This is a genomic window from Streptomyces sp. NPDC005303 (genome assembly GCF_040607335.1).
Lineage (GTDB): Bacteria > Actinomycetota > Actinomycetes > Streptomycetales > Streptomycetaceae > Streptomyces.
The window spans coordinates 121,568-143,983 of the sequence record NZ_JBEXGM010000008.1 but is presented as its reverse complement, the minus strand read 5'-3'; the positions used below and the strand labels follow the sequence as shown (position 1 = coordinate 143,983).

Sequence of the window (22,416 nt, the reverse complement as noted above, 5' to 3'; positions counted from 1 at the left end):
TCGTCCACCGACGATCACATCTCAACGGAATTCGCCTGGCTGCGGGTTGGTCAGCTGCGCGAGCATCGGGGTCAGGCGGGGGGCGAGTTCGGGGCGTGAACGTGCGAGTTCGGCCGTGACGACGGTGATCGTGGCGCCCAGGGCGCGGTCGAGTTCCGCGGCGGTGAGCGAACGGACGAGCGTCGTCTCCAGCGCGGTCGAGAGGTCCTCGGGGATCAGATGGGCGCCCTTCGCGTGCGCGGCGGGGTGGCCGAGTCGTAGACAGGCCAGGGTGATCACATGGTCGCGCAGGGCGCTGATCCAGTGCTCGGCCTGCCACCAGCGGGCGCGTTCGACGCACACGCGCGCGTGGAGGGCGTGGTGCCACAGGAGGCCCACCAAGGTGTCGCCGTCCGGAGGAGTGAAGGGTTCGAGGGGGCGGGTCCGGCCGAAGACCGTCCGCCATTGCGGGCCCCGCGGGCCGAACTCGGCCTCCGGGGCGAACGTCAGGTCGATCTCCAGCCAGCCCGGCAGGAGGAACACCCGGATGACGCCGGCCCCGACGGGCAGGTCCCAGTGGTGCCGGGCGCCGAGATCGTCGTAGAGCCAGCCCGTCCACCGCTCGAGGGTCGGAGCTAGGTCGCCGCGGACGGCCAGCACCAGGTCGGTGTCCGACCAGCGGTCCCCCTCCCCGACGGCGTACGAGCCGGTGAAGGCGGCGCCCACGATGCTGTCGTCGGCTTCCGCGCGCGCGAGCAACCGCTCCCGCAGACGGTCCCGTTCCTCGATCGTGAACATCTGCCCCGCTTTCGTCCAAGTGCCGTCGCTTCTTTGTCCATGGACCGATCAGCCGCCGGGACGCGAGGGTCGGTCCATGGGCGCGGATCTTGAGGATTGTCGTGCATAGCCGGGCGATCGAACGGCGACGGACGCCAGGCGGGCTCGTCGCGCTCGCCGTCGGCGGGTTCGGCATCGGGCTGACCGAGTTCCTGATCGCGGGCCTGCTGCCGCAGGTGGCGTCGAGCTTCGCGGTGTCCGAGGCGGCCGCGGGACGGCTGATCTCGGGGTACGCGCTGAGCGTCGCGGTCGGCGCGATCGTCCTGACCGCGGTGACCGCGCGGCTGCCCCGCAAACACGTCCTGGCCGGCCTGGTGGTCCTCTTCGTCCTCGGCAACCTGCTGTCCGCCATCGCGCCGAGCTACGAGGTGATGCTGCTCGGGCGGATCGTCGCGGCCCTGTGCCACGGCTCGTTTTTCGGCATCGGCTCCCTCGTCGCGCGCAGCCTGGTCGCGCCGGAGCGGAAGTCCCGCGCGGTGGCCGTCATGTTCGCCGGACTGACGGTCGCGAATGTCCTCGGCGTGCCGTTCGGCGCGCTGGTGGGGGAGCGCTGGGGCTGGCGGGCCGCGTTCTGGGCGGTCACCGCGGTCGGCCTGCTCGCGCTCGCGGGAATCATCGCGTTCGTGCCGGGACGCGCCGCACAGACACCGTCGACGGCTCCCACCGCCCTGCGCGCCCAGGTCGGCGCGTTCCGGTCCGGGCAGGTCTGGCTGACGCTGGTGGCCACCGCGCTAGGCTACGGCGGGATGTTCGGCGCGTTCAGCTACATCGCCTACACGTTCACCGAGGTGGGCGGCTTCTCCTCGGCGGACGTCGCCTGGCTGCTCATGGTGTACGGCGTCGGCCTGGTCGTCGGGAACCTGATCGGCGGGCGGGCCGCCGACCACGACCGTGACCGCGCGCTGATCCTCGCCCTGGCCGGTCTCACCGTGACCCTGGCGGTGTTCGGGCTGCTCGCCGCCAGCGCCACGGCCTCGGTGGTGCTGGTGTTCCTCATGGGGGTGTTCGGCTTCGCAGGTGTACCCGGCATGATCACCCGCGTCACCGACCACGCACAGGGCGCGGCCCTGGCCGCCGGCGCCAACGTGTCCGCGTCCAACATCGGCAACGCGCTGGGCGCCTGGGCCGGAGGCCTCGCGATCACGGCGGGCCTCGGCTACACCGCACCGCTCTACGTCGGCGCGGTCATGGTGCTCACCGCCGTCGCCGTCATGGCCGCCGCCGCGCGGCGTGCGCGGTCGTCCGGGCGGCGGGACCGCGCCATGGTGGTCCGGCGGTGACTTTCGGGGTGGAACTGGCTTGCAGGGGGAAAGGGGCCGGCCGCGGCAGGGGTGCACCGCGCCGTCGCCGTGCTGGCCGTCCCCGCGCGCCGGGCGGAGCGTCCGGGCGGCCGGGCGGGCCCCGGCGCTGACTTTCGGGGGCGGGGCCGGTTTTCAGGGGAGGGACGGGGTGCCTCGGGGACAGGGTGCACCGCGCCGCGGCCGGCCGGCGATGACTTTCCGGGGCGGAACCGGTCTCCCAGGAGACGAGGAGCGCCCCGGAGAGGAACAGCCATGGAGAACCCACAGAACGTGCGCACGGCGTCGGTGCCGGACATGGAACCGCAGACCGCCGCCGGAAAGGTGCTCTGGCACTTCACCATGTCGTTGGACGGGTTCGTGGCGGGCCCCGGGCACACGATGGACTGGATGACGGGGTTCTCGTTCCGACCCGGCCTCGTCGAGGAGTACGCCGGCACGACCGGGGCCGTGCTGGGCGGCCGGGACGGCTGGGACGCCTTCCCCGACGCCGGTGCCATCTACGGCGGCGCCTGGCACGGGCCGCTGTTCGTCCTCACGCACCACCCCGAGGACGCGGGACCCGCCGCCGGCGTGACCTTCCTGAGCTGCGACGCCGACGACGCCGTCCGGATCGCCCTGGAGGCCGCAGGCGGCAAGAACGTGGAGGTCTTCTCGCCCACGATCGGTCGCCAGCTCCTGGAACGCGGACTGATCGACGAGATCGACCTCCACATCGCGCCGGTCCTGCTCGGCGACGGGATCCGGTTGTTCGACAACCCCGGCGGCGCTCCCATCCGCCTGCAACGCCTCAACGGCGACCGCGCGGCGACGGTGAACGTGCGCTACCGCCCCTTCACGACGGCTCCCAGCCAGTCGGTCAGGTGACGGCCGACCTCTGCGGGACGTTCCTGCTGGATCCAGTGGCCGCAGCCGTCGAGGAGGTGGGCCGCGTGCAGACCGGGGAGGGTGCCGGGGAAGGCGTCGATGGCGTCGGACAGCCAGGTGGTGGAGGCGTCCAGGGTGCCGCCCAGGAAGAGCGACGACTGGTGGATCGGAGCGCCCGCGTACGCGGCCAGGTCCTCCCAGTCCCGGTCCATCGCGCGGTAGCGGTTCAGGGCACCGGTCAGCCCCGTGCGCTCGAACTCCCCGGCGTAGACGTCGAGATCGTCCTCGGTGAGCCAGCCCGGGAGGCGGCCGACGGGAAAGCGGTCGCGCAGCTGCCCGCCGGGTGCGACGAAGTGCGGGTCGGCGGCCGGGAGGTGGGCGTCGGCCGTGGGCATCGTGTCGGCCGAGAGCGCGGCATAGAAGCCGGCCAGCCAGCCGCGTACGTCCGGCTCGATCTCCCGTTCGGCCCGGCCGGGCTCCTGGAAGTAGGAGACGTAGAACTCCTCCTGCCCGCCGATCCCCGCGAAGACCTCGCTGGGGCGGGGGCCGCCGGGCGGCGTGTACGGCACGCTCAGCAGGGCGACCGCGCGGAAGACGTCCGGCCTCAGCAGCGCCGAGTGCGCGGCGATCGTCGCGCCCCAGTCGTGCCCGACGACCACCGCGGAACGCTCGCCGAGCGCCGCCACCACGGCCGCGTTGTCCTCCACCAGCTCGGTCATCCGGTACGCCGCCACCGCCTCCGGCTTCGAGGAGCGGCCGTATCCGCGCACGTCCACGGCGACCGCGCGGTAACCGGCCGCCGCCAGCACCGGCAGCTGGTGGCGCCACGAGTACCAGGACTCCGGGAAGCCGTGCAGCAGCAGGACGAGGGGCCCGGTGCCCTGTTCCACGAGGTGGATCCGGCCGGCGGGACCGGGGACCAGACGGTGGGTGAGGTGCGGCATGTGTCCTCCGTACGTACGGATCACGGGTTACGACGATCCTGCGGGGTGGCGACCAGGCAGCGCGAGGTCTGTTGCCGGTTCGGCAAACCCGCAGGCCGGGGGCGTTGTCAGACCCGGCGCCTAGGGTGGCCGGCATGGAGACGGAGCAGGTGCGGCTGGTGCCCTGGGCGGAGGGCGACTTCTGGCTGCTGGAGCGGGCCAACAGCCCTGAGATGATGGACCACTTGGGCGGGCCGGAGAGCGAGGAGAAGCTCCTCGACCGGCATCGGCGGTACGTCGAGCTGTCGTCGGGGCGGATGTACCGCGTCACGCTCGCGGACGGCGGGGAGACCGTCGGCTCGGTGGGGTTCTGGGAGCGTGAGTGGCGGAACTCGCTGGTATGGGAGACCGGGTGGGGGATCCTGCCGGAGTTCCAGGGCCGGGGGCTGGCCGCGCAGGCGGCCCGTGCCGTCGTGGCGGAGGCACGGGCGGCCGGCGGACACCGGTATCTGCACGCGTTCCCGAGCGTGGATCACACCGCGTCGAACGGCGTCTGCCGCCGGGCGGGCTTCACGCTGCTCGGACAGGCCGAGTTCGAGTACCCGAAGGGGCACTGGATCACGTCGAACGACTGGCGGTTCGACCTGACGGGGGACGAGCGCTGAGAGCGTGCGTGGAGGCGGGCGGTGACGGTCCGGGCGGGCCGTCAGTCTTCGGCGGTCGCCAACTGCCGTACCACCCGCGTCGCGACGGGCACCTTCACCCCGTGCCGGTCCGCCGCGCGCAGCAACGCCCCGCCGATCGCGTCCAGTTCGAGGGGGCGGCCGGCCTCCGCGTCGCGCTGCATCGAGGACTTCATCCCGGGCGGGAAGGCGTCGTAGCGGGCGAGGGCCTGGGCGGGGTCGGCGGGGCCGCCGCAGGCTCCGCTGACCGCGGCGGTCTCCTCGACCAGCGCGGTCAGTTCCTCGCGGTGGTGGGTGCGCACCTCGCCGAGGGGGAGCGCGTGCAGCGTGGTGAGGAGGGCGAAGGGAGCGAGGAAGGACATCTTGGCCCACAGGGCGGCGGCCTCGTCGTCCAGGACACGGCTCCTGGTGCCGGCCGCGGTAAGCACGGAGGCCAGTGCGTCGAGACGCTCGCGCGGGACGCCGTCGCCGGTCAGGTCGAGCTCGGCGAAGGGGCTGCCGTGCTCGATGACGCCCGGCGCGATCCTCGTCGACTCGACGCGGATGACCGCGGGGGCGACCCGGTCCGGGCGGTAGCGGGTGCGCAGGGTCGCCGGGTGCTCGACGCCGTTCAGCAGGGGGACGACCAGGCCGTCGCCCAGGGCGGTGGGCGGGACGCGGTCGAGGGCGGAGCGCAGGGAGGTGTGCTTGACGGCGATCACGCAGGCGTCGACCGGTTCGCGCAGCTCGGTGTCTGCCTCGACGGGGGTCGTGAAGTCACCGAAGGTGCCGCTGCGGACCTGGATGCCCGCCGTGCGCAGGGTGTCCGCCGTGTCCTCGCCGGCCAGGCATATCACCCGGTGTCCGGTGCGGGCCAGGAGGGCGGCGAGCAGGCCGCCGGTGCCGCCGGGGCCCAGGACGGCCACGGTGAGTCTGCGGTGCGCGGAGTCGTGCGCCATGTCGAGTTGTTCCCTTCGCCGGTCGGCCCCGGGGTCGGTGGCCGCCTCGGCAAGGATCATGGCATCGGGAGCGGGCGGACGGAAGCGCCGATCCGCCCGGGGAGGGAGACTGACGGTATGTGCCGCAGTATCAAGACGCTTCGTCCGCCTGTGTTGCCCGAGGAAGCGACGGAGGAGGAGATCCGGGCCGCCGCGCTCCAGTACGTGCGCAAGGTGTCGGGCTTCCGGGCCCCCGCCGCCCACAACCGGGAGGTCTTCGAACGGGCCGTGGAGGTGATCGCCGAGGCGACGGCCGAGTTGCTGGCCGGCCTGGAAGTCCGGGGAGCGACCCGCCGCGAGGCGGGGTGACCTGGACGGCCCTCGGTGCCGTACCCGGTCCGGGGCCGACCGGGGAACAGGCCCGGCCCGTCGCAGGGCGGGCGCTGCCGTAGTCCGACCTTACGTGGGCGCGGGGCGTGCCGTTGCAAGGCGTACCCGGTGTGGGCCCGGCCGGGCAACAGGTCTGGCCAGTCTCCCGGCGAGGTGCTGCCTCAGCCTCGCCGCTGTGGCCGCGGGGCGGGTCGTTGCGCCGCACCAGCTTGCACGCGCCCTGCCGTCGCCGGGGGAGGTGCTGCCTCAGCGTGGCCGCCGTGGGGCGTGGGGCATGTCACGGGCAGCTCACCCGGCTCGCGGCCGCCGCGCGCCCTGCCGTCCCGGGAAGGTTCTGTCCTATCCCGCCCGTCGGCCCGTGCCGGTGCAGGGCTCCACCGCCCACCACACGACGTACGCCCGCAGACGCAGACGCCCCTGACGCCGAAGCCGCTAGCGCGCCTCCGCTCCCCCCGGACGTGGCCGCATCACATAGGCCGCCGCCGCCCCCGCCCCGAACAGGGCTGCCACCGACACCCCCGTCGCCAGCCAGGTCGCCCCCAGCCAGTGCGCGCCGAAGTAGCCGACGGCCACGCTGTACGCCGCCCAGGAGAGGCCCGCGAGGGCGGACCAGGGGAGGAAGTCACGGGCTCGGCGTTGGGCGGTACCGGCCAGGAGGGAGACCACCGAGCGGCCGGCGGGGGCGAAGCGGGCGAGGACCACCAGGGCCCCGCCGCCCGCGGAGAGCGCGTCGCCGAGACGTTCCTGCGCCGTGGTAAGACGACGCGAGCGGGCGATCGCGCGGTCGAGGCGCGCACCGCCCCGGAAGGCGAGGCGGTAGGCCGCCAGGTCGCCCAGCACGGAGGCGGTCGTCGCGCAGAGGATCAGGGCCATCACGTCGGGGACCTGCCCGGTCGCCGCACTGCCCGCGGCCGCCGCCGTCGCGGCCGTGATGACCAGCACCCCGCTGGGCAGCAACGGCACGAACACGTCGAGGAGCACCGACAGCGCGACCATGGCATAGATCCATGGACTGCCGGTCAGTGACCCCAGGCTCTCCAACACCGCGACTCCCCGTGATTCCCCCGTAGACAGCCATACAGCGTACGCGTGGGCAGTGACAGGAGATTCACGGGGGGCTCATGGGATGAGCGCGGCATGTTCACCCGGCTGCCTCGTACGGTGCCCTCCTCCACGGACAGGGGGAGGGCACCGTACGAGACGATCTCAGGCGGCCACGGGTTCCGCCGCCGGCTTTCGTTCCTCCGCCGAGCGGTGGGCGAACAGCCGGTCAAGGCCGAACGCGCCGGACCCGGTGAAGACCAGCAGCAGGAAGGCCCAGGAGAACATCGCCGCGGCCTCGCCGCCGTTCTCCATGGGCCACAGGGCCATGGGCTGGTGCACCTTGAAGTACGCGTACGCCATGGATCCCGCGGCGAGGAACGCGGCGGCGCGCGTGCCCAGGCCGAGCAGGACGAGGCCGCCGCAGACGAGCTGGATCGCGGCCGCGTACCAGCCGGGCCAGGTGCCCGCCTCCAGGGTGCCGCCGTGGGTGCCCGGGACGCCGCCGAGGACACCGAAGAGGGAGGCCGCGCCGTGGCAGAGGAAGAGCAGGCCGACGACGATGCGGTACAGGCCGAGGGCGTATGGCTGGGCGCTGTTCAGGCGTCCGGTCATTGTGGGGGACTCCTTCGGTCGGGTCGGTCCCACAGGGGGGTCGCCCCAGGGGGGATGGGACCGAGTCGGCTCTCCACGCTAGGTGTCCCTGATCTGTGCTTGCAAGTTCAACATTTAGCCACCGGTTTGCCTCTGACGCCCCTTCCGTTTCATCCGTAGTCGCACGTGGAGCGCCGGTCGCCACCCCGTCGACGTCTCCGAAAGTGTGTCCGAATCTGCACTCGGAAGGGTCGTGCCGAACGTGAACAGCCTTGCCTCGCACCGTTGTTGACGATGTGTCAGTGACGCATGGGTAATGCTCCGTCAGAGCCGGGACGCTTCCCGGCCGCTCTCCCCGGTGAGTTCGGACTCCGAGATCGTCACCAGCCGCGTCAGTCCCGCGCCCGACTCCCGCGCATGGTCCAGCCGCAGTCGCGCCGAACGCCCGCTCAGCGTCAGCGTCATGAGCTGGTTGCCGAACCAAGGGCCGCCCGTGTGCCGCCAGGAGACCGGCGGTCGCGCACAGCGTCCGTGCCGGGAGAGCCCCCGCCCGAGCGCCCGCGCCGTCGCGCTCCAGCCGAAGCGGAAGCCGAACCGGATATAGCCGGGCACGGAGTTGTGGACGGGGGAACAGGTGAGCTGGAGGACGCGCGCGTCCGGTCCGCCGGTGTGCCACTTGGGCTCTGCCACGTACGCGTGATGCACGTCCCCCGACAGCACCAGTACCGTCGCCGGCGCCTCGGGACCCGAACCCACCTCGGCGATCAGATCCGCCAGCGCCGTGAAGGAGTCGGGGAACGCCGCCCAGTGCTCCAAATCCGCCTTGCGCCGCAGATCCTCCCCGAACCGGGCCCAGCGCGCACCGCGCTCCCCGCGGCACAGCGCGGCGTCCCACGCCTCGGCGTCGTGCACCAGGTGTGGCAGCAGCCAGGGCAGCGAGGTGCCGATCAGGAGGTGGTCGTAGGAGGAGCGGTCCTCCAGCGCCTGTCCGCGCAGCCACTCGGCCTCGCCGGGGTCCAGCATCGACCGGTTGTCCTCGTCGAGGACGCGGGCCGCGCGGGAGTCGACCATGACCAGCCGCACCCGGCCGAAGTCGCGCCGGTAACTCCAGCGCACGGACGCCGCGTCGGCCTCGGCCCGGCAGGCGAAGGCGCGCAACTCGTCGGTGCCGTCGGGGGATTGACGTACGGCGGCGTAGAGCGGGTCGGCGGCCAGCTCGGCCGGGGCGAGGTTGCCCAGGTGCTGGTAGACCCAGTACGACATCAGCCCGCTCTGCAGCCGCTCCCGCCACCAGGAGACGGTGCGCATGTCCTCGACCCAGGCGGCGGAGGTGTTCCAGTCGTCGATGACGTCGTGGTCGTCGAAGATCATGCAACTGGGCACGGTGGACAGCAGCCACCGCACCTCGGGGTCGAGCCAGGACTCGTAGTAGAGGTGGGTGTACTCCTCGTAGTCCGCCACCTGGTCGCCCGGCGGGTCGCTCAGGTCGCGGCGGGCGGCCAGCCAGCTCTGCGTGGCCGGGGAGGTCTCGTCGGCGTAGACCTGGTCGCCCAGGAGGAGAAGGACGTCCGGGCGTTCGCCCTCCGGCTCGGCGGCGATCCGGGACGCGAGGGTGTCCAGGGCGTCGGGGCCGACCGGGTCCTTCTCGCCCTCCGGAGGCGCGGCCCAGCGGCAGGAGCCGAAGGCGACGCGGACGGGCGCCTCCTCGGTGGGCGTGTGGATCACGGAGGGCGGGAAGGGCGAGTTCGGCAACGGCCACACGCGTGTGCCGTCCAGGAACACCTCGTACGACCGCCCCGTGCCGGGGGTGAGGCCGTCGACCGGGATCAGGGCGTAGTAGTGGCCCGCGATCTGGAAGGTGGGGGCCTCACCGCCGGTGCCGTCCGAACAGCGCACCTCGGCGGTGCACGGACGGCTCGTCTCGACCCATACGGTCGCGGACGAGCCGTCGACGTACCTGAGCAGTGGTCCGACCCGCAGATCCGTCACGTGATCCTCCTCCGTCGCCCCGTACGGTACGGAACGACGGAGGTCCGCGGGGAGGTTCCGTTACGGAATCGTCAGCAGTTGGCGAGGTAGCTCGTGAGCGCGCTCTTCTCCGCGGAGTCGACGGAGAGGCCGTAGTAGTACTTCACCTGGACCCAGGCGCGGACGTAGGTGCAGCGGTACGAGGTGAGCGAGGGCATCCAGGTGGCCGGGTCCTGGTCACCCTTGGACTGGTTCACGTTGTCCGTCACCGCGAGGAGCTGCGGGCGGGTGACGTCGTTGGCGAAGGACTGGCGGCGGGCCGTGGTCCAGGCGCTCGCGCCGGAGTCCCAGGCCTCGGCGAGCGGGACCAGGTGGTCGATGTCGAGGTCCGAGGCGGCGGTCCAGGTGGCGCCGTCGTACGGGGAGTACCAGCTGCCGCTGGTGGCCGCGCAGGCGGAGTCGGTGACGACGTTGGAACCGTCCCGCTTGAGGATGTACTCGCGCGTGTTGCAGGTGCCGCTGATGGTGATCCACGTCGGGAACAGGTCCCGGTCGTAGCCGGTGCGGTTCTCGGTCGCCACGGTGAGCGAGGCGAGATAGGTGCGGGCGGTGGCCGCGCTGACCGGGGTGGGGAGGGCGGCGGAGGCGGTCGGGCCGTTGAGAACCGCGACGGAGGCTATGAGCGCGGTCAGCGCGCCGAGTATGCTGAGCCGTCGACGCGCGTAGAACTTCGGCATGCGAACTCCCTTGGGGGGCGGGGGTGTTGGAGTGCGAGCGCTCGAATGCTCGCGGCTCCGTGTTGCGGGGAGATGTGCGTACGGTGAGAAGTTAGTGACGCGTACATGACACGACAAGGTTTATGGCGAAACGATCACGTACGATGGATGGCGTTGAAGGGGAGTAGCTCTTCGCCGGACCGTCGACATACTGCTCAGCTCGTCTGAGCCGGCGCCCGGAGGCAGGTCTTCACGGACCGGCCAGCGAGACCTTCGGCCAGTAGTGCACTGACTGTGTGCTGCCGTGCCGAGGCGTCGTTTCGCAGGAACACTCTCGGCGGGGCAGCCCCGACCGATTGAGGACCCTTGATCAGCTTCACCGTGACGGCCGTCGTCTTCGGCGTCGTCTTCCTCGCCGAACTGCCCGACAAGACCGCGCTCGCCGGCCTCGTCCTCGGCACCCGTTACCGCGCCTCCTACGTCTTCGCGGGCGTCGCCGCCGCCTTCGCGCTGCATGTCGCGCTCGCCGTGGCGGCCGGGAGCGTGCTGACCCTGTTGCCGCAGCAGATCGTGCAGGCGCTGACGGGCGTGCTCTTCCTCGGTGGCGCGGCCGTACTGCTGCTGAAGAAGGACGACGGCGACGAGGAGATCCGCAATCCGGAGGACCAGTCCTTCTGGAAGGTCGCCGGAGCCGGGTTCATGCTCATCCTGGTCGCCGAGTTCGGGGACCTGACCCAGATCATGACGGCGAACCTCGCGGCCCGGTACGACGACCCGCTCTCCGTCGGCCTCGGCGCGGTGCTCGCGCTGTGGGCGGTGGCCGGTCTCGGCATCGTCGGCGGAAAGGCCCTGATGAAGCGGGTCCCGCTGAAGCTCATCACCAAGGTCGCGGCGCTGCTGATGCTGGGCCTCGGGCTGTGGAGCCTGTGGGAGGCAGTGACCGGCTGAGCTGAACGGCGGGTGAACTGTTCCGGGCGGTGTCCGGGGGGTGGTGGCGGGAACCCGCCCGATTTTGTACCGTGGAGAAACAAAGTGGCCTCCGCCCGTTTTCCCTGACCGGCGGGCGGGGCCGCCTTGTCCCTCCCGGGGGGCGCGGGGGAGACACCTCCGAAGCCCCACGTCCCGCGTCCTGGAGCTGCCGATGACGGCCACCGCCGCCCCCACCGTGCTCACCGCCCGCGCCCTCCTGCTCGACATGGACGGCACCCTCGTCAACTCCGACGCCGTCGTGGAGCGCATCTGGCGCCGCTGGGCCGAACACCACGGCCTGGACGGCGACGAGGTCATGAAGGTCGTCCACGGCCGCCAGGGGCACGCGTCGATGGCGGTCCTGCTGCCCGGCCGGGCCATGGAGCAGAACCTCGCGGACAACGCGCGCATGCTCGCGGAGGAGACCGCGGACATGGACGGGGTGGTGGCGATACCGGGGGCACCGGAGTTCCTGGCCTCCCTGCGGGGGCTGCGCCACGCGCTGGTGACCTCGGCCGACGTCCCGCTGTCCACGGCCCGGATGGCGGCCGCGGGGCTGGAACTGCCCGATGTCCGGGTCACCGCGGAGTCGGTCGGCGCCAGCAAGCCGGACCCCGAGGGGTTCCTCAAGGGGGCCGCGGAGCTGGGTGTGGCACCGGCGGAGTGCGTGGTCTTCGAGGACTCCGGAGCGGGGATCGCGGCCGGGAAGGCGGCCGGGATGCGGGTGGTGGGGGTCGGCCCGAGGGCCGGTCTGCACGGCCCGGACGTGGTGGTGCGGGACCTCACGCAGGTGCGGGTGGAGCCGGTGGAGGACGGCACGATCCGTCTCCACGTGAGCTAGACGCCCTTCACCGGCGGGGAACCGGGCGGCCGCTCCCTCCAACGGTGGCGCGCACCCCGAAAACGACCTACGGCTCGGTCGTCTCCGACTCCAACCGCTCCCGGGTGACCAGGTCGTACACCCCGTGCTCCGCCCCCTGGATCCCCCGCTGCCACTGATAGGCGGCGACCGCGTCCTCGACGCCCTCGTTGTAGTGCCCGGCCGCCTTGCGTGAGTACAGCCCGACCTGGCTGAGCCGCAGTTCGAGCTCGACCACCTCCGGACCCTCGGACCCCCGGCGCAGCACCGGCGGAGTCACCTCGCGCGCCGCGTCGGACCCGGCCGCCGGTTTCGTCGCGGCGGAGGCCGACGGGGTCGCCGAGGGCTCGACGGACCGCGACGGGGCGGGGGAGGCGCTGGATCTCGACGGGGACGGGGAGGCCGACGGGCTCGCGCTCGCCGTGGCGGGCGGGGGCGCGGAGGACGGCCGTAAGGACGCCGTGGCCGTGGACGGGGGTGCCGACGCCGCGCTCGTCGTCGCGTCCGGGACCGCCGGTCGTACGTCCCGCGGCGCCGCCTGGTCCCGCGACGGCGGCTCGTACGCGAACAGCCCACTGGCCAGGCCGGCCGCGGCGACCACGGCCACGACCGCCCCGATGGCGGCGAGGAGGACCGTACGGCGTCGGGTGCGGTGCGGGTGCGCGCCCGTGGTCTCGCCGCGCGAGGAGGAGCCTCCCGCGGCCTCGAACAGGCTCAGGTCGGCGGGGCTGGGGGTGGCCGCCGGCGGGGTCGGCACGCGCAGCGGCATCGTGGCGTCCGGCGCGGGCACCCTCGGCACCGGTGCGGTCTCGTCGTCCAGCTCCACGTACGGCCGTATGCGCAGCGGATCGAAGTCCTCCGCCGCGGCCGCCTCCGCCGTACGCGCGTCCCGCAGCGCGTCCGAGGCGCGCTGGGTGCACCCGCAGGACGGGGTGTTGTCCGTCCCTCTCGGCGCCCCGCACTCCGGGCACAGATGGCCGCTCGGCTCCGCCATGTGTTCGTCCCTCCCCTCACAAACTCCAGAGATTATGCAGAACCCCTCCACAGCCGACTTTCGCAAGCCCCCGGAATATCGGCTTCCAATGGGACTCAACAGGCCGTAACCGGTCACACCGACCACGATGGAGGGACGACTGGAGCCTCGGGAGGTCTTCATGGCCGCGGATGCGCACGGTATGACGGAGGATGTGCGAGACGCGCGAGAACCCCATGTGTCCGGCAATGTCCTCGTCTCGATCGGGGCGCTGCTGCTCGGCATGCTGCTCGCCGCGCTGGACCAGACGATCGTGTCCACCGCGCTGCCCACCATCGTCAGCGACCTCGGCGGCATGGAGCATCTGTCGTGGGTGGTGACCGCGTATCTGCTGGCCTCCACGGCGGCGACCCCGCTGTGGGGCAAGCTCGGTGACCAGTACGGGCGCAAGCGGCTGTTCCAGACCGCGATCGTGATCTTCCTGATCGGGTCGGCGCTGTGCGGCATGGCCCAGGACATGACCCAGCTGATCGCGTTTCGGGCGCTGCAGGGGCTGGGCGGCGGCGGGCTGATGGTGCTGTCGATGGCGATCGTCGGCGACCTCGTCCCACCGCGCGAACGCGGACGCTACCAGGGACTGTTCGGAGCGGTCTTCGGGGCGACGAGTGTGCTCGGACCGCTGCTGGGCGGGCTCTTCACCGAGCATCTGAGCTGGCGGTGGGTGTTCTACGTCAACCTTCCGGTCGGCGTGGTCGCGCTGTCCGTGATCGCTGTCGTCCTGCGCATTCCCCGTAAGTCGACGAAGCACGTCATCGACTATCCGGGAACCTTCCTCATCGCCGCCGTCGCCACCTGCCTGGTGCTGGTGGCCTCGCTGGGCGGCAACACCTGGGCCTGGGGGTCCCCGCAGATCGTCGGGCTCGCGGTGCTGGGGGTGCTGCTGGCGGTCGCGTTCGTGGCGGTCGAACGGCGGGCCGCCGAGCCGGTGCTGCCGCTGAAGCTGTTCCGGGTGCGGACCTTCACCCTGTCCGCCGTCATCAGCTTCATCGTCGGGTTCGCGATGTTCGGGGCCATGACCTATCTGCCCACCTTCCTCCAGGTGGTGCAGGGGGTCTCGCCGACCATGTCCGGGGTGCACATGCTGCCCATGGTGTTCGGTCTGCTGCTGTCCTCGACCGTGTCCGGGCAGATCGTCAGCCGTACCGGGCGCTGGAAGGTGTTCCCGGTGGCCGGGACCGCGGTCACCACGCTCGGGCTCCTGCTGCTGCACCGGCTGGACGAGAGCAGTTCCACCTGGCGGATGAGCATCTACTTCTGTGTGTTCGGGCTGGGGCTCGGGCTGGTCATGCAGGTGCTGGTGCTGATCGTGCAGAACGCCGTCTCGTACGAGGATCTCGGCGTCGCCACGTCCGGCGCGACCTTCTTCCGGTCCATCGGGGCGTCCTTCGGCGTCGCCATCTTCGGCACGGTCTTCGCCAACCGGCTCGGGGACAAACTGGCCGAGGCCCTGCGCGGGGCCCAACTGCCGCCCGGCGTCTCGGTGTCGGGGATCGAGGCCGACTCCCGGGGGCTCGCGGACCTCCCGGGCTCGCTCAGGCCCGAGGCACTGCACGCGTACGCCTCCTCGATCACCGACGTCTTCCTCTACGCCGCGCCCGTCGCGTTCCTCGGGTTCGTGCTCGCGTGGTTCCTCAAGGAGGACCGGCTGCGCGGGTCGGTCACGGCGCCCGACGTCACGGAGACGCTGGCCAGCAACCCCGTGGAACGGTCGTCCTACGACGAGGTGTGCCGGGCGCTGTCGGTGCTCGGGACCCGGGAGGGGCGGCGGGAGATCTACCGGGAGATCACCGTGCGGGCCGGGTACGACCTGCTGCCCGCGTCGAGCTGGCTCGTGCTGCGCATGCGCAAGTACGGGTGGGTGGAGCCGGCGTTGCTCGCGGACCGTACGTCCGTCCCGCTGAGCGCGATCATCGAGGCGGCCCGGCAGGTGGAGGGACGGGGGCTCGCGTCCAGGGAGGGCCTCGATCTGACGCTCACCGAGCCGGGGCAGGAGGTCGCCGCGCGGCTCGCCTCGGCTCGGGAGGAGTCGCTGGGGGAGCTGCTGGGGGACTGGTGGGGGCCCGACCGGCCCACGGATCTCGCCCAGCTGGTGAAGGACCTGAACGACGAACTCTGCGGCTCCGACCGGGAACAGCCGCGTGAGGGGCCCGCGGCGCGGCTGTGACGGGCGGGCGGTTCCGGGTTCGGTTGTCGGGTGGGTGCGGACCGGTGGGGGCTGGTCGCGCTCACGCGGCGGAGCCGCATATTGATACAGCCGCGCCCCTGAATGCCTGCGGCGGCCTGCGCGGGTTCGGTGGGCCCGGCCCTTCTCGCTACAGCGTCTTGCCCAGGGTGTGGTCCGCGTAGATGTCGTCGCTGTACGGCTCGATCTCCTCGTAACCGAGTCTCGCGTACAGGGCCAGGGCCTCGGTCAGGTCCTTGCGGGTCTCCAGGACCAGGCGGGTCGCGCCCAGGTCCCGGGCCGCGGACTCCGCCGCCGCGACGAGGAGGGCCGCGCCGCCCTTGCCGCGCATGCCCTGGTGCAGATAGACCCTGGTGAGCTCGGCGCTTCCGTCGGAGCGCAGGCGTATACCCGCCGTGCCGGCCGGTTCCCCCGCGTATCTGGCCACCAGCAACAGGCCTTTCGGAGGCGTCAGTTCGCCGCCCGTGTGTCTCGCCACCTCCCTCTCCAGCTCCGCCGGATCTGTCCTGCGGTTCTCGTGGAGGAGGTAGTAGCGGTCGCTGACCTCCGTGTAGTAGGCGCGCCAGAGGGCCGCTGCCGTGGGGGAGTTGGGATGTTCCGGAGTGACGGTCCAGGTCATGGCCTGATTGTCGCGTGCACATATGCGGAGACGGTTTGAACGAACCGTTCACGGCAACCCGGCAGTTATGTCAACAGGCCTGATCATCGCTCTGATCGTGATCGTGGCGGCCGTCGTCGTAGTGGCGGCCGTCCTGTCCCTGCGTGGCCGGGGCGCGCAGCACGGCCGGGGCCTGAAGCGACGCTTCGGGCCCGAATACGACCGTACCGTGGCCCGGCACGACGGGGACGAGAAGGCCGCCGAGCGCGAACTCGCCGAGCGCGTCGAGCGGCACGGATCCCTGCGCGAGCAGCCACTCGAACCGGCGGAGCGCCAGCGGTACGAGGACCGCTGGACGGCCGCCCAGGAACGCTTCGTCGACTCCCCTCGGGAGGCCGTCGCCGAGGCCGACCGGCTGCTCGCCGAGCTCGCCGAGGCCCGGGGCTTCCCGGGCGGCGGGCAGTACGACGAACAGTTCAACGCGCTGTCCGTGCATCACGCGGACCATGTGCACGGCTACCGGCGGGTGCACGCGGTGGTCAGTGCTCACACCAACGCCCGGCAGGACGGCGACGGCCGGACGGACACGGAGGACATGCGCGCCGCCATGGTCGAGGCGCGGGCCCTCTTCGAGGATCTCGTGGGCCCGCCGCGGAGCCGCGAGGAGTCCCGTACACCCAACGGCGAGTCCCAGGCGCGCGCGGGTCAGCCCCGCGACGGTCGCCATGACAGCCGTGGACTTCTGCCGGGGGCATTCAACAGGCGTCACGCGAAGGGGAGTTGAGCTGACATGACGGATGCCACAAGCAGGCCGGGCGCCGACGGGGCCCGGGGTGAGGGACGGACCGGCAGGGGTACGGGCAACGACCCCGCGGGTTCGCACAGCCCCCTGGTGACACCCACCGAGACCGAGGCGCCGGACCTGGACCAGGAGAAACGTCCGGCTGGCACCACCGGCACCGAGCGGGGCACCACCGGCACCGAGCGGGGCACCACCGGCGCCGAGCGGGGCACCACCGGCGCCGAGCGGCGCGGGCCCGGCGTCGGTGACGAGGGCGGCTTCGGCGGCGGCTCCGCCGCCGTCCGTGACAAGACGTCCGGTTTCGGCCGCGAGACCGAGCGGGGGCGGGACGCCGGTTCCGCCGACGCCGTCGGCGGTGTCGGGACGGGAGTGGGTGGCCCCTCCGGCCACAAGAGGCACGAGGGCTCCATCGGCCACGAGGGCCACTTGGGCCACGAAGGCCACGAAGCCGGGCTGCTGCCGCACGACGAGTGCGACAAGCTCAGCACGCGGCTCCAGCACGCCGTCGCCGGGTTCGTGGACGAACCACGGTCCGCCGTCGAGGAGGCCGACCACGTGCTGGAGGAGGCCGCCGCCCGGTTCACCGAGGCCGTGACCCAGCGCCGACGCACCCTGCGCAACTCCTGGCAGAGCGGCGACGGCGGCCAGAACAAGGCCATGAGCGCCGGCGACACCGAGCAACTGCGGCTGGCGCTGCGGGACTACCGCGAGCTGACGGAGCGGCTGCTGCACAGCTGACACATCGTCCATACGTACGAACGGCCTGCCGCCCGGATTCGGGCGGCAGGCCGCTTTGGGTGCCTTGCGCCGGACACCGCCGTGCCGGGCGATTTATCATGCGGCGGCGGCGAGCCGACGTGGTTGCCGCGCAGGAACCTTCCAGGAGGAGCGCACGTGCTCGAACTCACCATGGCCGTCGTCAGCGCGGCGGAGGAGGGGGCCACGGCCGGGATGCAGATGGCCGACGCACCCAGTGACCCGGGCACCGTGCTGCGTGTGGGCCGGGACAAGTCCGTGTGCCGGCTCGCGACTCCCGACGACTGGCTGTTCGTCTCCCGGGTCCACCTGGAGTTCCTGTGCGGGCCCGAGGGCGTCTGGCAGGTGACCTGGCTCCAGGGCTCGCAGCCCGATCCCTCGTCCGAGGTACAACTCGTGGCCGGGGCCTACGCCCAGCCGCTGGTCTACGGCGGCTCCGTGACGCTGCCCCGGGGCGGCAACGGCGAGATCGTCATCCGCGACCGCACCGCCCCGCGCAGCGTCAACGTCGGCTTCTACCACGAGGCGTGAGCGTCCCGGCTCACGGCAGCACGCGCGCCAGCGCGAAGCCGTCGTAGCCCTTGCTGCCCACCGTCTGGATCGCGGTGGCGCTCAACCTGGGGTGCCCGCCGATCAGCTCGAGGGCGGTGCGGGTGCCCCGGACGTCGGGGGCGGGGTTGTCGGGGTCGGCCACCCGGCCGCCCCGTACGACGTTGTCCACGATGATCAGGCTGCCCGCGCTGGTGAGCCTCAGCGCCCACTCCACGTAGTGCGGGTTGTTGGCCTTGTCGGCGTCGATGAAGACCAGGTCGAAGGGGGGCGGGTTCTCGTCGGCCAGCTGGGGGAGGGACTCCAGGGCGGGGCCGACCCGCACCTCGACGACCTTGTCGAGGCCCGCGCGGGCGATGTTGCGGTTGGCGACCTCGGCGTGCTTCGGCTCGTACTCCAGTGAGACCAGGCGGCCGTCGGCGGGCAGGGCGCGGGCCAGCCAGATCGTGCTGTAGCCGCCGAGCGTGCCGAGTTCCAGGATCGTGCGGGCGCCCTGGATCTGGGCCAGGAGCTGCAGGAGCTTGCCCTGTGGCGCCGTGATGGCGATGGACGGGAGACCGGCGGCCTCGCTGTCGCGCAGGGCCGCCCGGAGTGTGTCGTCTTCGGGCGCGAGGTAGGTGGTGAAGTAGTCGTCGACGTCGTCCCAGAGCTGCGACTCGCTCATGCACCTGTGCCTTTCATATGTCTAGTTAGAGTGGCTAACTAGTTGCGCTAATGAATATAGTCGCGCTCCCACGCCCTGTCAGGGAATTCACTTCTGCGGGGGCGAGCCGGGCAGCGGCCGGCCCGCCGACTCCGTCATGAACCACACCGCCACACCGCCGATCACCGCGGCGGCCATCATGTAGTAGGCGGGCATCATCATGTTCCCGGTCGCGCCGATCAGCGCGGTCACCACCAGCGGGGTCGTGCCGCCGAAGAGGGACACCGAGACGTTGAAGCCGACCGACAGGGAGCCGTAGCGCACCCGGGTGGGGAAGAGGGCCGGGAGGGCGGACGGCATCGCCGCCGTGAAGCAGACCAGGAGCAGGCCCAGAGCGCCCATGCCGAGCGCGATCGCGAACAGGCTGCCCTGGCGGATCAGCAGCAGGGCCGGGACGGACAGGGCCAGGAAGCCCGCGCAGCCCGCGGCGATCACCGGGCGGCGGCCGACGCGGTCGCTCAGCGCGCCCGCGAACGGCTGGACGACCATCATCAGCGCCATCACTGCGAGCACGACCAGCAGACCGTGCGTCTCGTCGTACTTGAGCTCGCTGGTCAGATAGCTCGGCATGTACGACAGCAGCATGTAGTCGGTGACGTTGAAGACCAGGACCAGGCCCACGCACAGCAGCAGGGCCTGCCACTGGCCGGTGATCATCTCGCGCAGCGGGACCTTCCGGCGGCTCGACTCGGCCTTCTCCGCCTCGGCCGCGAACGCCGGGGTCTCCTCCAGGCGCAGCCGCAGATAGAGGCCGATGACACCCATCGGGCCCGCGATCAGGAACGGGATCCGCCAGCCCCAGGAGACCAGGTCCTCGGTGGACAGCAGGGCCGTCATCAGCGTGACCAGGCCCGCGCCGGCGATGTATCCGGCCAGGGTGCCGAACTCCAGCCAGCTGCCGAGGAAGCCGCGCTTCTTGTCGGGCGCGTACTCGGCGATGAAGGTGGACGCGCCCGCGTACTCGCCGCCGGTCGAGAAGCCCTGGACCAGGCGGGCGGCCAGGAGCAGCAGCGGGGCGCCGACGCCGATCGTGGCGTACGACGGGATCAGGCCGATGGCGAAGGTGCCGGCCGCCATCATGATCATGGTCACGGCGAGGACCTTCTGGCGGCCCACGCGGTCGCCCAGCGGGCCGAAGACCAGTCCGCCGAGCGGGCGGACCAGGAAGGCCGCGGCGAAGGCGCCGAACGTGGACAGGAGCTGGGCGGTCGGATTGCCGGACGGGAAGAAGACCTTGCCGAGAGTGACGGCGATGTAGCTGTAGACACCGAAGTCGAACCACTCCATGGCGTTGCCCAGCGCGGCGGCCTTCACGGCGCGCTTCACGAGGGCCGGGTCGACGGTGACGGCCTCGGGGGTGCCGGGGTCACGGGGGGTGCGGACAGGATGGGTGAGAGCGGGGGCACTCGGCAAAACTTCGCTCGCCTGCCTTTCGACGGGGACAAGGGCAAAAAGCGACCATAGGCGGACTTGCCGGGCTTACGTGCTGCTCAAGTCCGGTCGCGGACCGTAAATAAACGTGCTGTATGCAGGTACCCTGCGCCTGCTCAGGGACGCGCCTTCCCGGCGCGCGTGTGATCCATCTCGCGCCTGGCTGCGCGACGCTCCGCCCGGCGGACTAGTGTCATTCGGACAAATGGAGACGGACGTCAGGTGACGCGGGGGTGGCCTGCGTCCTTCTTCACGGAGGCATGGCACGAACGGGACGAGAGGCCGACGCGGCGTGGCGAATGCGGAGCACAGTGGGGCCACCGAGATCCAGGCGCGGCTGCGTGCGGCCAGGCTCGTCCTGTGGCTGGTGGCGGCCGTCCTCGCCCTACGAGAGGTGGCCGTCGTCCTCCGTACCCCCAGAGGCGAGCGGCTGACGGACCTGGAGACCTGGGTCGGCCCGGACGGCGTCCTGCATGTGAAGGGCTCGCTGTACGACTCGACGCAGTTCACCGGTACCCCGTTCGGGGGACTCGTCCTGAAGCCGCTCACCCGCGCCGCCGAGCAGGCCCTCGGATGGGGCTGGACCTTCGGCACCCTGCTCCTGGTCGTCGCCCTCGGTCTCGTCGCCGCCCGCGCCCTGCCCCAGCCGGTCGGCCGCCGCACCTCCCTGCTCGCCGCGCCGGTCGCGATCAGCCTGCTCATGCTGTCGCTGCCCGTACGCAACACGCTCTACCTCGGGCAGACCAGCATCATGCCGGTCCTGCTGGTCCTCGTCGCCTGCTTCGTCGTACGGGGTGAGCGGGTCAGCGGAGTGCTCATCGGTCTCGCCGCCGCCCTCCAGCCCACGGTCCTGCTCTTCGCGCCCCTGCTCTGGTTCACCGGCCGCCGCCGGGGCGCCCTCACCACGGCCGCCACCTTCGCCGCGGGCACCGCCCTCGCCTGGGCCGCCCTGCCGCACGACTCGTACACCTACTGGGTGCACCACATCGCGGGCACCGGCCTCGGAGGGCCCGCCGACGACCTCGCCAACCAGTCCCTGCACGGCCTGCTGCTGCGTCTGGGCGTGGCCGGGCCGCTGGAGATCTCGCTCTTCCTGGTGCTCGGCGCGGCCGTCGCCACGCTGGGCGTGCGCCGGGCCGTGCGCTACGCCCGCGACGGCCAGCTGCTGCTCGCCGTCGCCGTCACCGGGTGCGCGGCGATCGCCGTCTCGCCGACCACCTGGCAGCACCAGCTGCTGTGGGTGCTGCTCGCGGTCGTCGGGCGGGTCGGCAAGCGGGCCTCCGACCGGTACGTGTGGCCGGTCGCCGTCGTCGTGGTGATGACCCTGCCCACGAAGATGCTGCTGCCGCACATCGCGGCGCTGTACCCCCTGCGGAACAACATGGTGCTGCTGGCCGCCCTCGCCGCCGCCACCGTGATCCCCTTCCTGTCGCGCACTTCGCCGTACTACCAGACGCCGATCCCCACCCAGCACGCCCCCGCGGTTCCCGCCCGGTTCCGGCGCGTACCGCTGCTGCCGTTCCTGCGGCGGGTGCTCACGCGGCCGAACCTGCTCCTCGAACTGCTGCTGATCCGGGTCACGTACGCCGCCTACCAGCAGGTCAGACTCGCGGCGACCGGCGGCAGCAACTCGGCGGGCCGGGCCACCGCCGAGAAGCACGGCCAGCAGGTCTACGACCTGGAACGCCTGCTGCACATCGACATCGAGCACTGGGTCAACCACACGGTCGTCAAGGTCGACTGGCTGCGGAACTTCTTCGACTACTACTACGAGTCCTTCCACTTCGTCGTCCCGCTGAGCGTGCTCGCCGTCCTGTACTGGCGGCGCCCGGTGGACTACCGGTGGGCCCGTGCCTCACTGGGCCTCGCGACCCTGCTCGCCCTTGTCGGGTTCTGGCTCTACCCGCTCGCCCCGCCTCGCCTCATGCCGGCGCTGGGGATCATCGACACCGTGCACGGCGTGCAGGACTTCTCCAAGCCGGACTACGGGACCCTGACCGCGCTGACCAACCAGTACGCGGCGATGCCCTCGCTGCACTTCGGGTGGTCGTTGTGGTGCGGGGTGGTCATCGCGGTCGTCGCGCCGAAGTGGTGGATGAAGGGGCTGGGGCTGCTGCATCCGTTCTTCACCGTGTCGGCGATCGTGGCCACCGGGAACCACTGGGTGCTGGACGCGGTGGGCGGGGCGGCCGTGGTCGCCGGCGGGTTCGGGTTGTCGTATCTGTTCCAGGGGCCGCGGGCGCGGGTGGTGCGTGTTGCTGTGGAGGCGGATGAGGAGCGGGCGCTCGTGAAGCGGTGAGACCCGCGCCCCCGAGGGGTGC

At 71.8% G+C, this 22,416-nt stretch carries 22 protein-coding genes; 11 read left to right on the top strand and 11 right to left on the bottom strand.

What is annotated here, in order from left to right:
• Positions 1-21: 21 nt before the first annotated feature.
• Positions 22-777 carry a hypothetical protein gene (locus ABZT93_RS14890; RefSeq protein ID WP_356103906.1) on the bottom strand — a complete coding sequence of 252 codons (756 nt, stop codon included), beginning with the start codon at positions 775-777 and terminating at the stop codon, positions 22-24.
• A 101-nt stretch (positions 778-878) separates the two neighbouring features.
• On the opposite strand from ABZT93_RS14890, the gene ABZT93_RS14885 reads away from it, so the two are divergent.
• Together ABZT93_RS14885 and ABZT93_RS14880 are read left to right on the top strand one after the other, a co-directional pair.
• Positions 879-2,096, top strand: a complete 1,218-nt coding sequence (locus ABZT93_RS14885; RefSeq protein WP_356103904.1) for an MFS transporter — start codon at positions 879-881, stop codon at positions 2,094-2,096.
• A gap of 273 nt (positions 2,097-2,369) precedes the next feature.
• Positions 2,370-2,981, top strand: coding sequence for a dihydrofolate reductase family protein (locus ABZT93_RS14880; RefSeq protein ID WP_356103901.1), 612 nt, complete (start codon positions 2,370-2,372; stop codon positions 2,979-2,981).
• Here the strand turns inward: ABZT93_RS14880 and ABZT93_RS14875 are convergent.
• Positions 2,939-3,925 carry an alpha/beta hydrolase gene (locus ABZT93_RS14875; RefSeq protein WP_356103898.1) on the bottom strand — a complete coding sequence of 329 codons (987 nt, stop codon included), beginning with the start codon at positions 3,923-3,925 and terminating at the stop codon, positions 2,939-2,941. The genes ABZT93_RS14880 and ABZT93_RS14875 overlap by 43 nt on opposite strands.
• 134 nt (positions 3,926-4,059) lie before the next feature.
• On the opposite strand from ABZT93_RS14875, the gene ABZT93_RS14870 reads away from it, so the two are divergent.
• A complete protein-coding gene (locus ABZT93_RS14870; protein ID WP_356103896.1) occupies positions 4,060-4,569 on the top strand; it encodes a GNAT family N-acetyltransferase in 510 nt (169 codons plus the stop codon).
• Between the two features lie 41 nt (positions 4,570-4,610).
• Here the strand turns inward: ABZT93_RS14870 and ABZT93_RS14865 are convergent, their stop codons facing one another.
• Positions 4,611-5,525 carry a 2-dehydropantoate 2-reductase gene (locus ABZT93_RS14865; RefSeq protein WP_356104253.1) on the bottom strand — a complete coding sequence of 305 codons (915 nt, stop codon included), beginning with the start codon at positions 5,523-5,525 and terminating at the stop codon, positions 4,611-4,613.
• A gap of 117 nt (positions 5,526-5,642) precedes the next feature.
• Between ABZT93_RS14865 and ABZT93_RS14860 the strand changes: the two genes are divergently transcribed.
• Positions 5,643-5,873: a DUF2277 domain-containing protein gene (locus ABZT93_RS14860; protein WP_356103893.1), complete on the top strand. Its 231-nt coding sequence runs from the start codon at positions 5,643-5,645 to the stop codon at positions 5,871-5,873.
• A 453-nt stretch (positions 5,874-6,326) separates the two neighbouring features.
• On the opposite strand, the gene ABZT93_RS14855 is transcribed toward ABZT93_RS14860, so the two are convergent.
• The 4 genes from ABZT93_RS14855 to ABZT93_RS14840 all read right to left on the bottom strand — a co-directional run bounded on the left by ABZT93_RS14855 (position 6,327) and on the right by ABZT93_RS14840 (position 10,234).
• The gene (locus ABZT93_RS14855; protein ID WP_356103890.1) at positions 6,327-6,938 is read right to left on the bottom strand and encodes a VTT domain-containing protein; all 612 of its coding nucleotides are present in this window, start codon (positions 6,936-6,938) and stop codon (positions 6,327-6,329) included.
• Positions 6,939-7,100: 162 nt separating this feature from the next.
• Positions 7,101-7,550, bottom strand: coding sequence for a DoxX family protein (locus ABZT93_RS14850; protein ID WP_356103888.1), 450 nt, complete (start codon positions 7,548-7,550; stop codon positions 7,101-7,103).
• Between the two features lie 303 nt (positions 7,551-7,853).
• Positions 7,854-9,518 carry an alkaline phosphatase D family protein gene (locus ABZT93_RS14845; RefSeq protein ID WP_356103885.1) on the bottom strand — a complete coding sequence of 555 codons (1,665 nt, stop codon included), beginning with the start codon at positions 9,516-9,518 and terminating at the stop codon, positions 7,854-7,856.
• 71 nt (positions 9,519-9,589) lie between these two features.
• Positions 9,590-10,234: an HNH endonuclease family protein gene (locus tag ABZT93_RS14840; protein ID WP_356103882.1), complete on the bottom strand. Its 645-nt coding sequence runs from the start codon at positions 10,232-10,234 to the stop codon at positions 9,590-9,592.
• A gap of 345 nt (positions 10,235-10,579) precedes the next feature.
• On the opposite strand from ABZT93_RS14840, the gene ABZT93_RS14835 reads away from it, so the two are divergent.
• Positions 10,580-11,161, top strand: a complete 582-nt coding sequence (locus ABZT93_RS14835; RefSeq protein WP_356103880.1) for a TMEM165/GDT1 family protein — start codon at positions 10,580-10,582, stop codon at positions 11,159-11,161.
• A 193-nt stretch (positions 11,162-11,354) separates the two neighbouring features.
• Entirely contained in the window at positions 11,355-12,023 is a 669-nt protein-coding gene (locus ABZT93_RS14830) for an HAD-IA family hydrolase (protein WP_356103878.1), read from the top strand.
• A gap of 67 nt (positions 12,024-12,090) precedes the next feature.
• On the opposite strand, the gene ABZT93_RS14825 is transcribed toward ABZT93_RS14830, so the two are convergent.
• A complete protein-coding gene (locus ABZT93_RS14825; RefSeq protein WP_356103875.1) occupies positions 12,091-13,035 on the bottom strand; it encodes a peptidoglycan-binding domain-containing protein in 945 nt (314 codons plus the stop codon).
• A 160-nt stretch (positions 13,036-13,195) separates the two neighbouring features.
• On the opposite strand from ABZT93_RS14825, the gene ABZT93_RS14820 reads away from it, so the two are divergent.
• Positions 13,196-15,238, top strand: coding sequence for an MDR family MFS transporter (locus tag ABZT93_RS14820; protein WP_356103872.1), 2,043 nt, complete (start codon positions 13,196-13,198; stop codon positions 15,236-15,238).
• Positions 15,239-15,386: 148 nt separating this feature from the next.
• Here ABZT93_RS14820 and ABZT93_RS14815 read toward each other — a convergent pair whose 3' ends face one another.
• Positions 15,387-15,875, bottom strand: a complete 489-nt coding sequence (locus ABZT93_RS14815) for a GNAT family N-acetyltransferase (protein WP_356103869.1) — start codon at positions 15,873-15,875, stop codon at positions 15,387-15,389.
• A 67-nt stretch (positions 15,876-15,942) separates the two neighbouring features.
• Here ABZT93_RS14815 and ABZT93_RS14810 point away from each other — a divergent pair, with 67 nt between their 5' ends.
• From ABZT93_RS14810 to ABZT93_RS14800, 3 genes are all read left to right on the top strand, one after another.
• Positions 15,943-16,638, top strand: coding sequence for a hypothetical protein (locus tag ABZT93_RS14810; protein WP_356103866.1), 696 nt, complete (start codon positions 15,943-15,945; stop codon positions 16,636-16,638).
• A gap of 6 nt (positions 16,639-16,644) precedes the next feature.
• Complete coding sequence (locus ABZT93_RS14805) at positions 16,645-17,394, top strand: hypothetical protein (RefSeq protein WP_356103864.1); 750 nt, start codon at positions 16,645-16,647, stop codon at positions 17,392-17,394.
• A 156-nt stretch (positions 17,395-17,550) separates the two neighbouring features.
• Positions 17,551-17,943, top strand: a complete 393-nt coding sequence (locus ABZT93_RS14800; protein ID WP_356103861.1) for a hypothetical protein — start codon at positions 17,551-17,553, stop codon at positions 17,941-17,943.
• A 10-nt stretch (positions 17,944-17,953) separates the two neighbouring features.
• Here the strand turns inward: ABZT93_RS14800 and ABZT93_RS14795 are convergent, their stop codons facing one another.
• Together ABZT93_RS14795 and proP are read right to left on the bottom strand one after the other, a co-directional pair.
• Entirely contained in the window at positions 17,954-18,625 is a 672-nt protein-coding gene (locus tag ABZT93_RS14795; RefSeq protein ID WP_356103858.1) for an O-methyltransferase, read from the bottom strand.
• An 87-nt stretch (positions 18,626-18,712) separates the two neighbouring features.
• Positions 18,713-20,077, bottom strand: coding sequence for a glycine betaine/L-proline transporter ProP (gene proP, locus ABZT93_RS14790; protein ID WP_356103855.1), 1,365 nt, complete (start codon positions 20,075-20,077; stop codon positions 18,713-18,715).
• 310 nt (positions 20,078-20,387) lie between these two features.
• Here proP and ABZT93_RS14785 point away from each other — a divergent pair, with 310 nt between their 5' ends.
• Positions 20,388-22,394 (top strand): bifunctional glycosyltransferase 87/phosphatase PAP2 family protein, encoded by a 2,007-nt coding sequence (locus ABZT93_RS14785; RefSeq protein ID WP_356103853.1) that lies wholly within the window; start codon positions 20,388-20,390, stop codon positions 22,392-22,394.
• The last annotated feature ends 22 nt before the right edge of the window (positions 22,395-22,416 follow it).

What these genes read in the sequence shown, in the direction of transcription:
- ABZT93_RS14890 (WP_356103906.1), bottom strand. Translation starts at nt 777, where the DNA reads ATGTTCACGATCGAGGAACGGGACCGTCTGCGGGAGCGGTTGCTCGCG.
- ABZT93_RS14880 (WP_356103901.1), top strand. Translation starts at nt 2,370, where the DNA reads ATGGAGAACCCACAGAACGTGCGCACGGCGTCGGTGCCGGACATGGAA.
- ABZT93_RS14875 (WP_356103898.1), bottom strand. Translation starts at nt 3,925, where the DNA reads ATGCCGCACCTCACCCACCGTCTGGTCCCCGGTCCCGCCGGCCGGATC.
- ABZT93_RS14870 (WP_356103896.1), top strand. Translation starts at nt 4,060, where the DNA reads ATGGAGACGGAGCAGGTGCGGCTGGTGCCCTGGGCGGAGGGCGACTTC.
- ABZT93_RS14865 (WP_356104253.1), bottom strand. Translation starts at nt 5,525, where the DNA reads ATGGCGCACGACTCCGCGCACCGCAGACTCACCGTGGCCGTCCTGGGC.
- ABZT93_RS14860 (WP_356103893.1), top strand. Translation starts at nt 5,643, where the DNA reads ATGTGCCGCAGTATCAAGACGCTTCGTCCGCCTGTGTTGCCCGAGGAA.
- ABZT93_RS14850 (WP_356103888.1), bottom strand. Translation starts at nt 7,550, where the DNA reads ATGACCGGACGCCTGAACAGCGCCCAGCCATACGCCCTCGGCCTGTAC.
- ABZT93_RS14840 (WP_356103882.1), bottom strand. Translation starts at nt 10,234, where the DNA reads ATGCCGAAGTTCTACGCGCGTCGACGGCTCAGCATACTCGGCGCGCTG.
- ABZT93_RS14830 (WP_356103878.1), top strand. Translation starts at nt 11,355, where the DNA reads ATGACGGCCACCGCCGCCCCCACCGTGCTCACCGCCCGCGCCCTCCTG.
- ABZT93_RS14825 (WP_356103875.1), bottom strand. Translation starts at nt 13,035, where the DNA reads ATGGCGGAGCCGAGCGGCCATCTGTGCCCGGAGTGCGGGGCGCCGAGA.
- ABZT93_RS14820 (WP_356103872.1), top strand. Translation starts at nt 13,196, where the DNA reads ATGGCCGCGGATGCGCACGGTATGACGGAGGATGTGCGAGACGCGCGA.
- ABZT93_RS14815 (WP_356103869.1), bottom strand. Translation starts at nt 15,875, where the DNA reads ATGACCTGGACCGTCACTCCGGAACATCCCAACTCCCCCACGGCAGCG.
- ABZT93_RS14810 (WP_356103866.1), top strand. Translation starts at nt 15,943, where the DNA reads ATGTCAACAGGCCTGATCATCGCTCTGATCGTGATCGTGGCGGCCGTC.
- ABZT93_RS14805 (WP_356103864.1), top strand. Translation starts at nt 16,645, where the DNA reads ATGACGGATGCCACAAGCAGGCCGGGCGCCGACGGGGCCCGGGGTGAG.
- ABZT93_RS14795 (WP_356103858.1), bottom strand. Translation starts at nt 18,625, where the DNA reads ATGAGCGAGTCGCAGCTCTGGGACGACGTCGACGACTACTTCACCACC.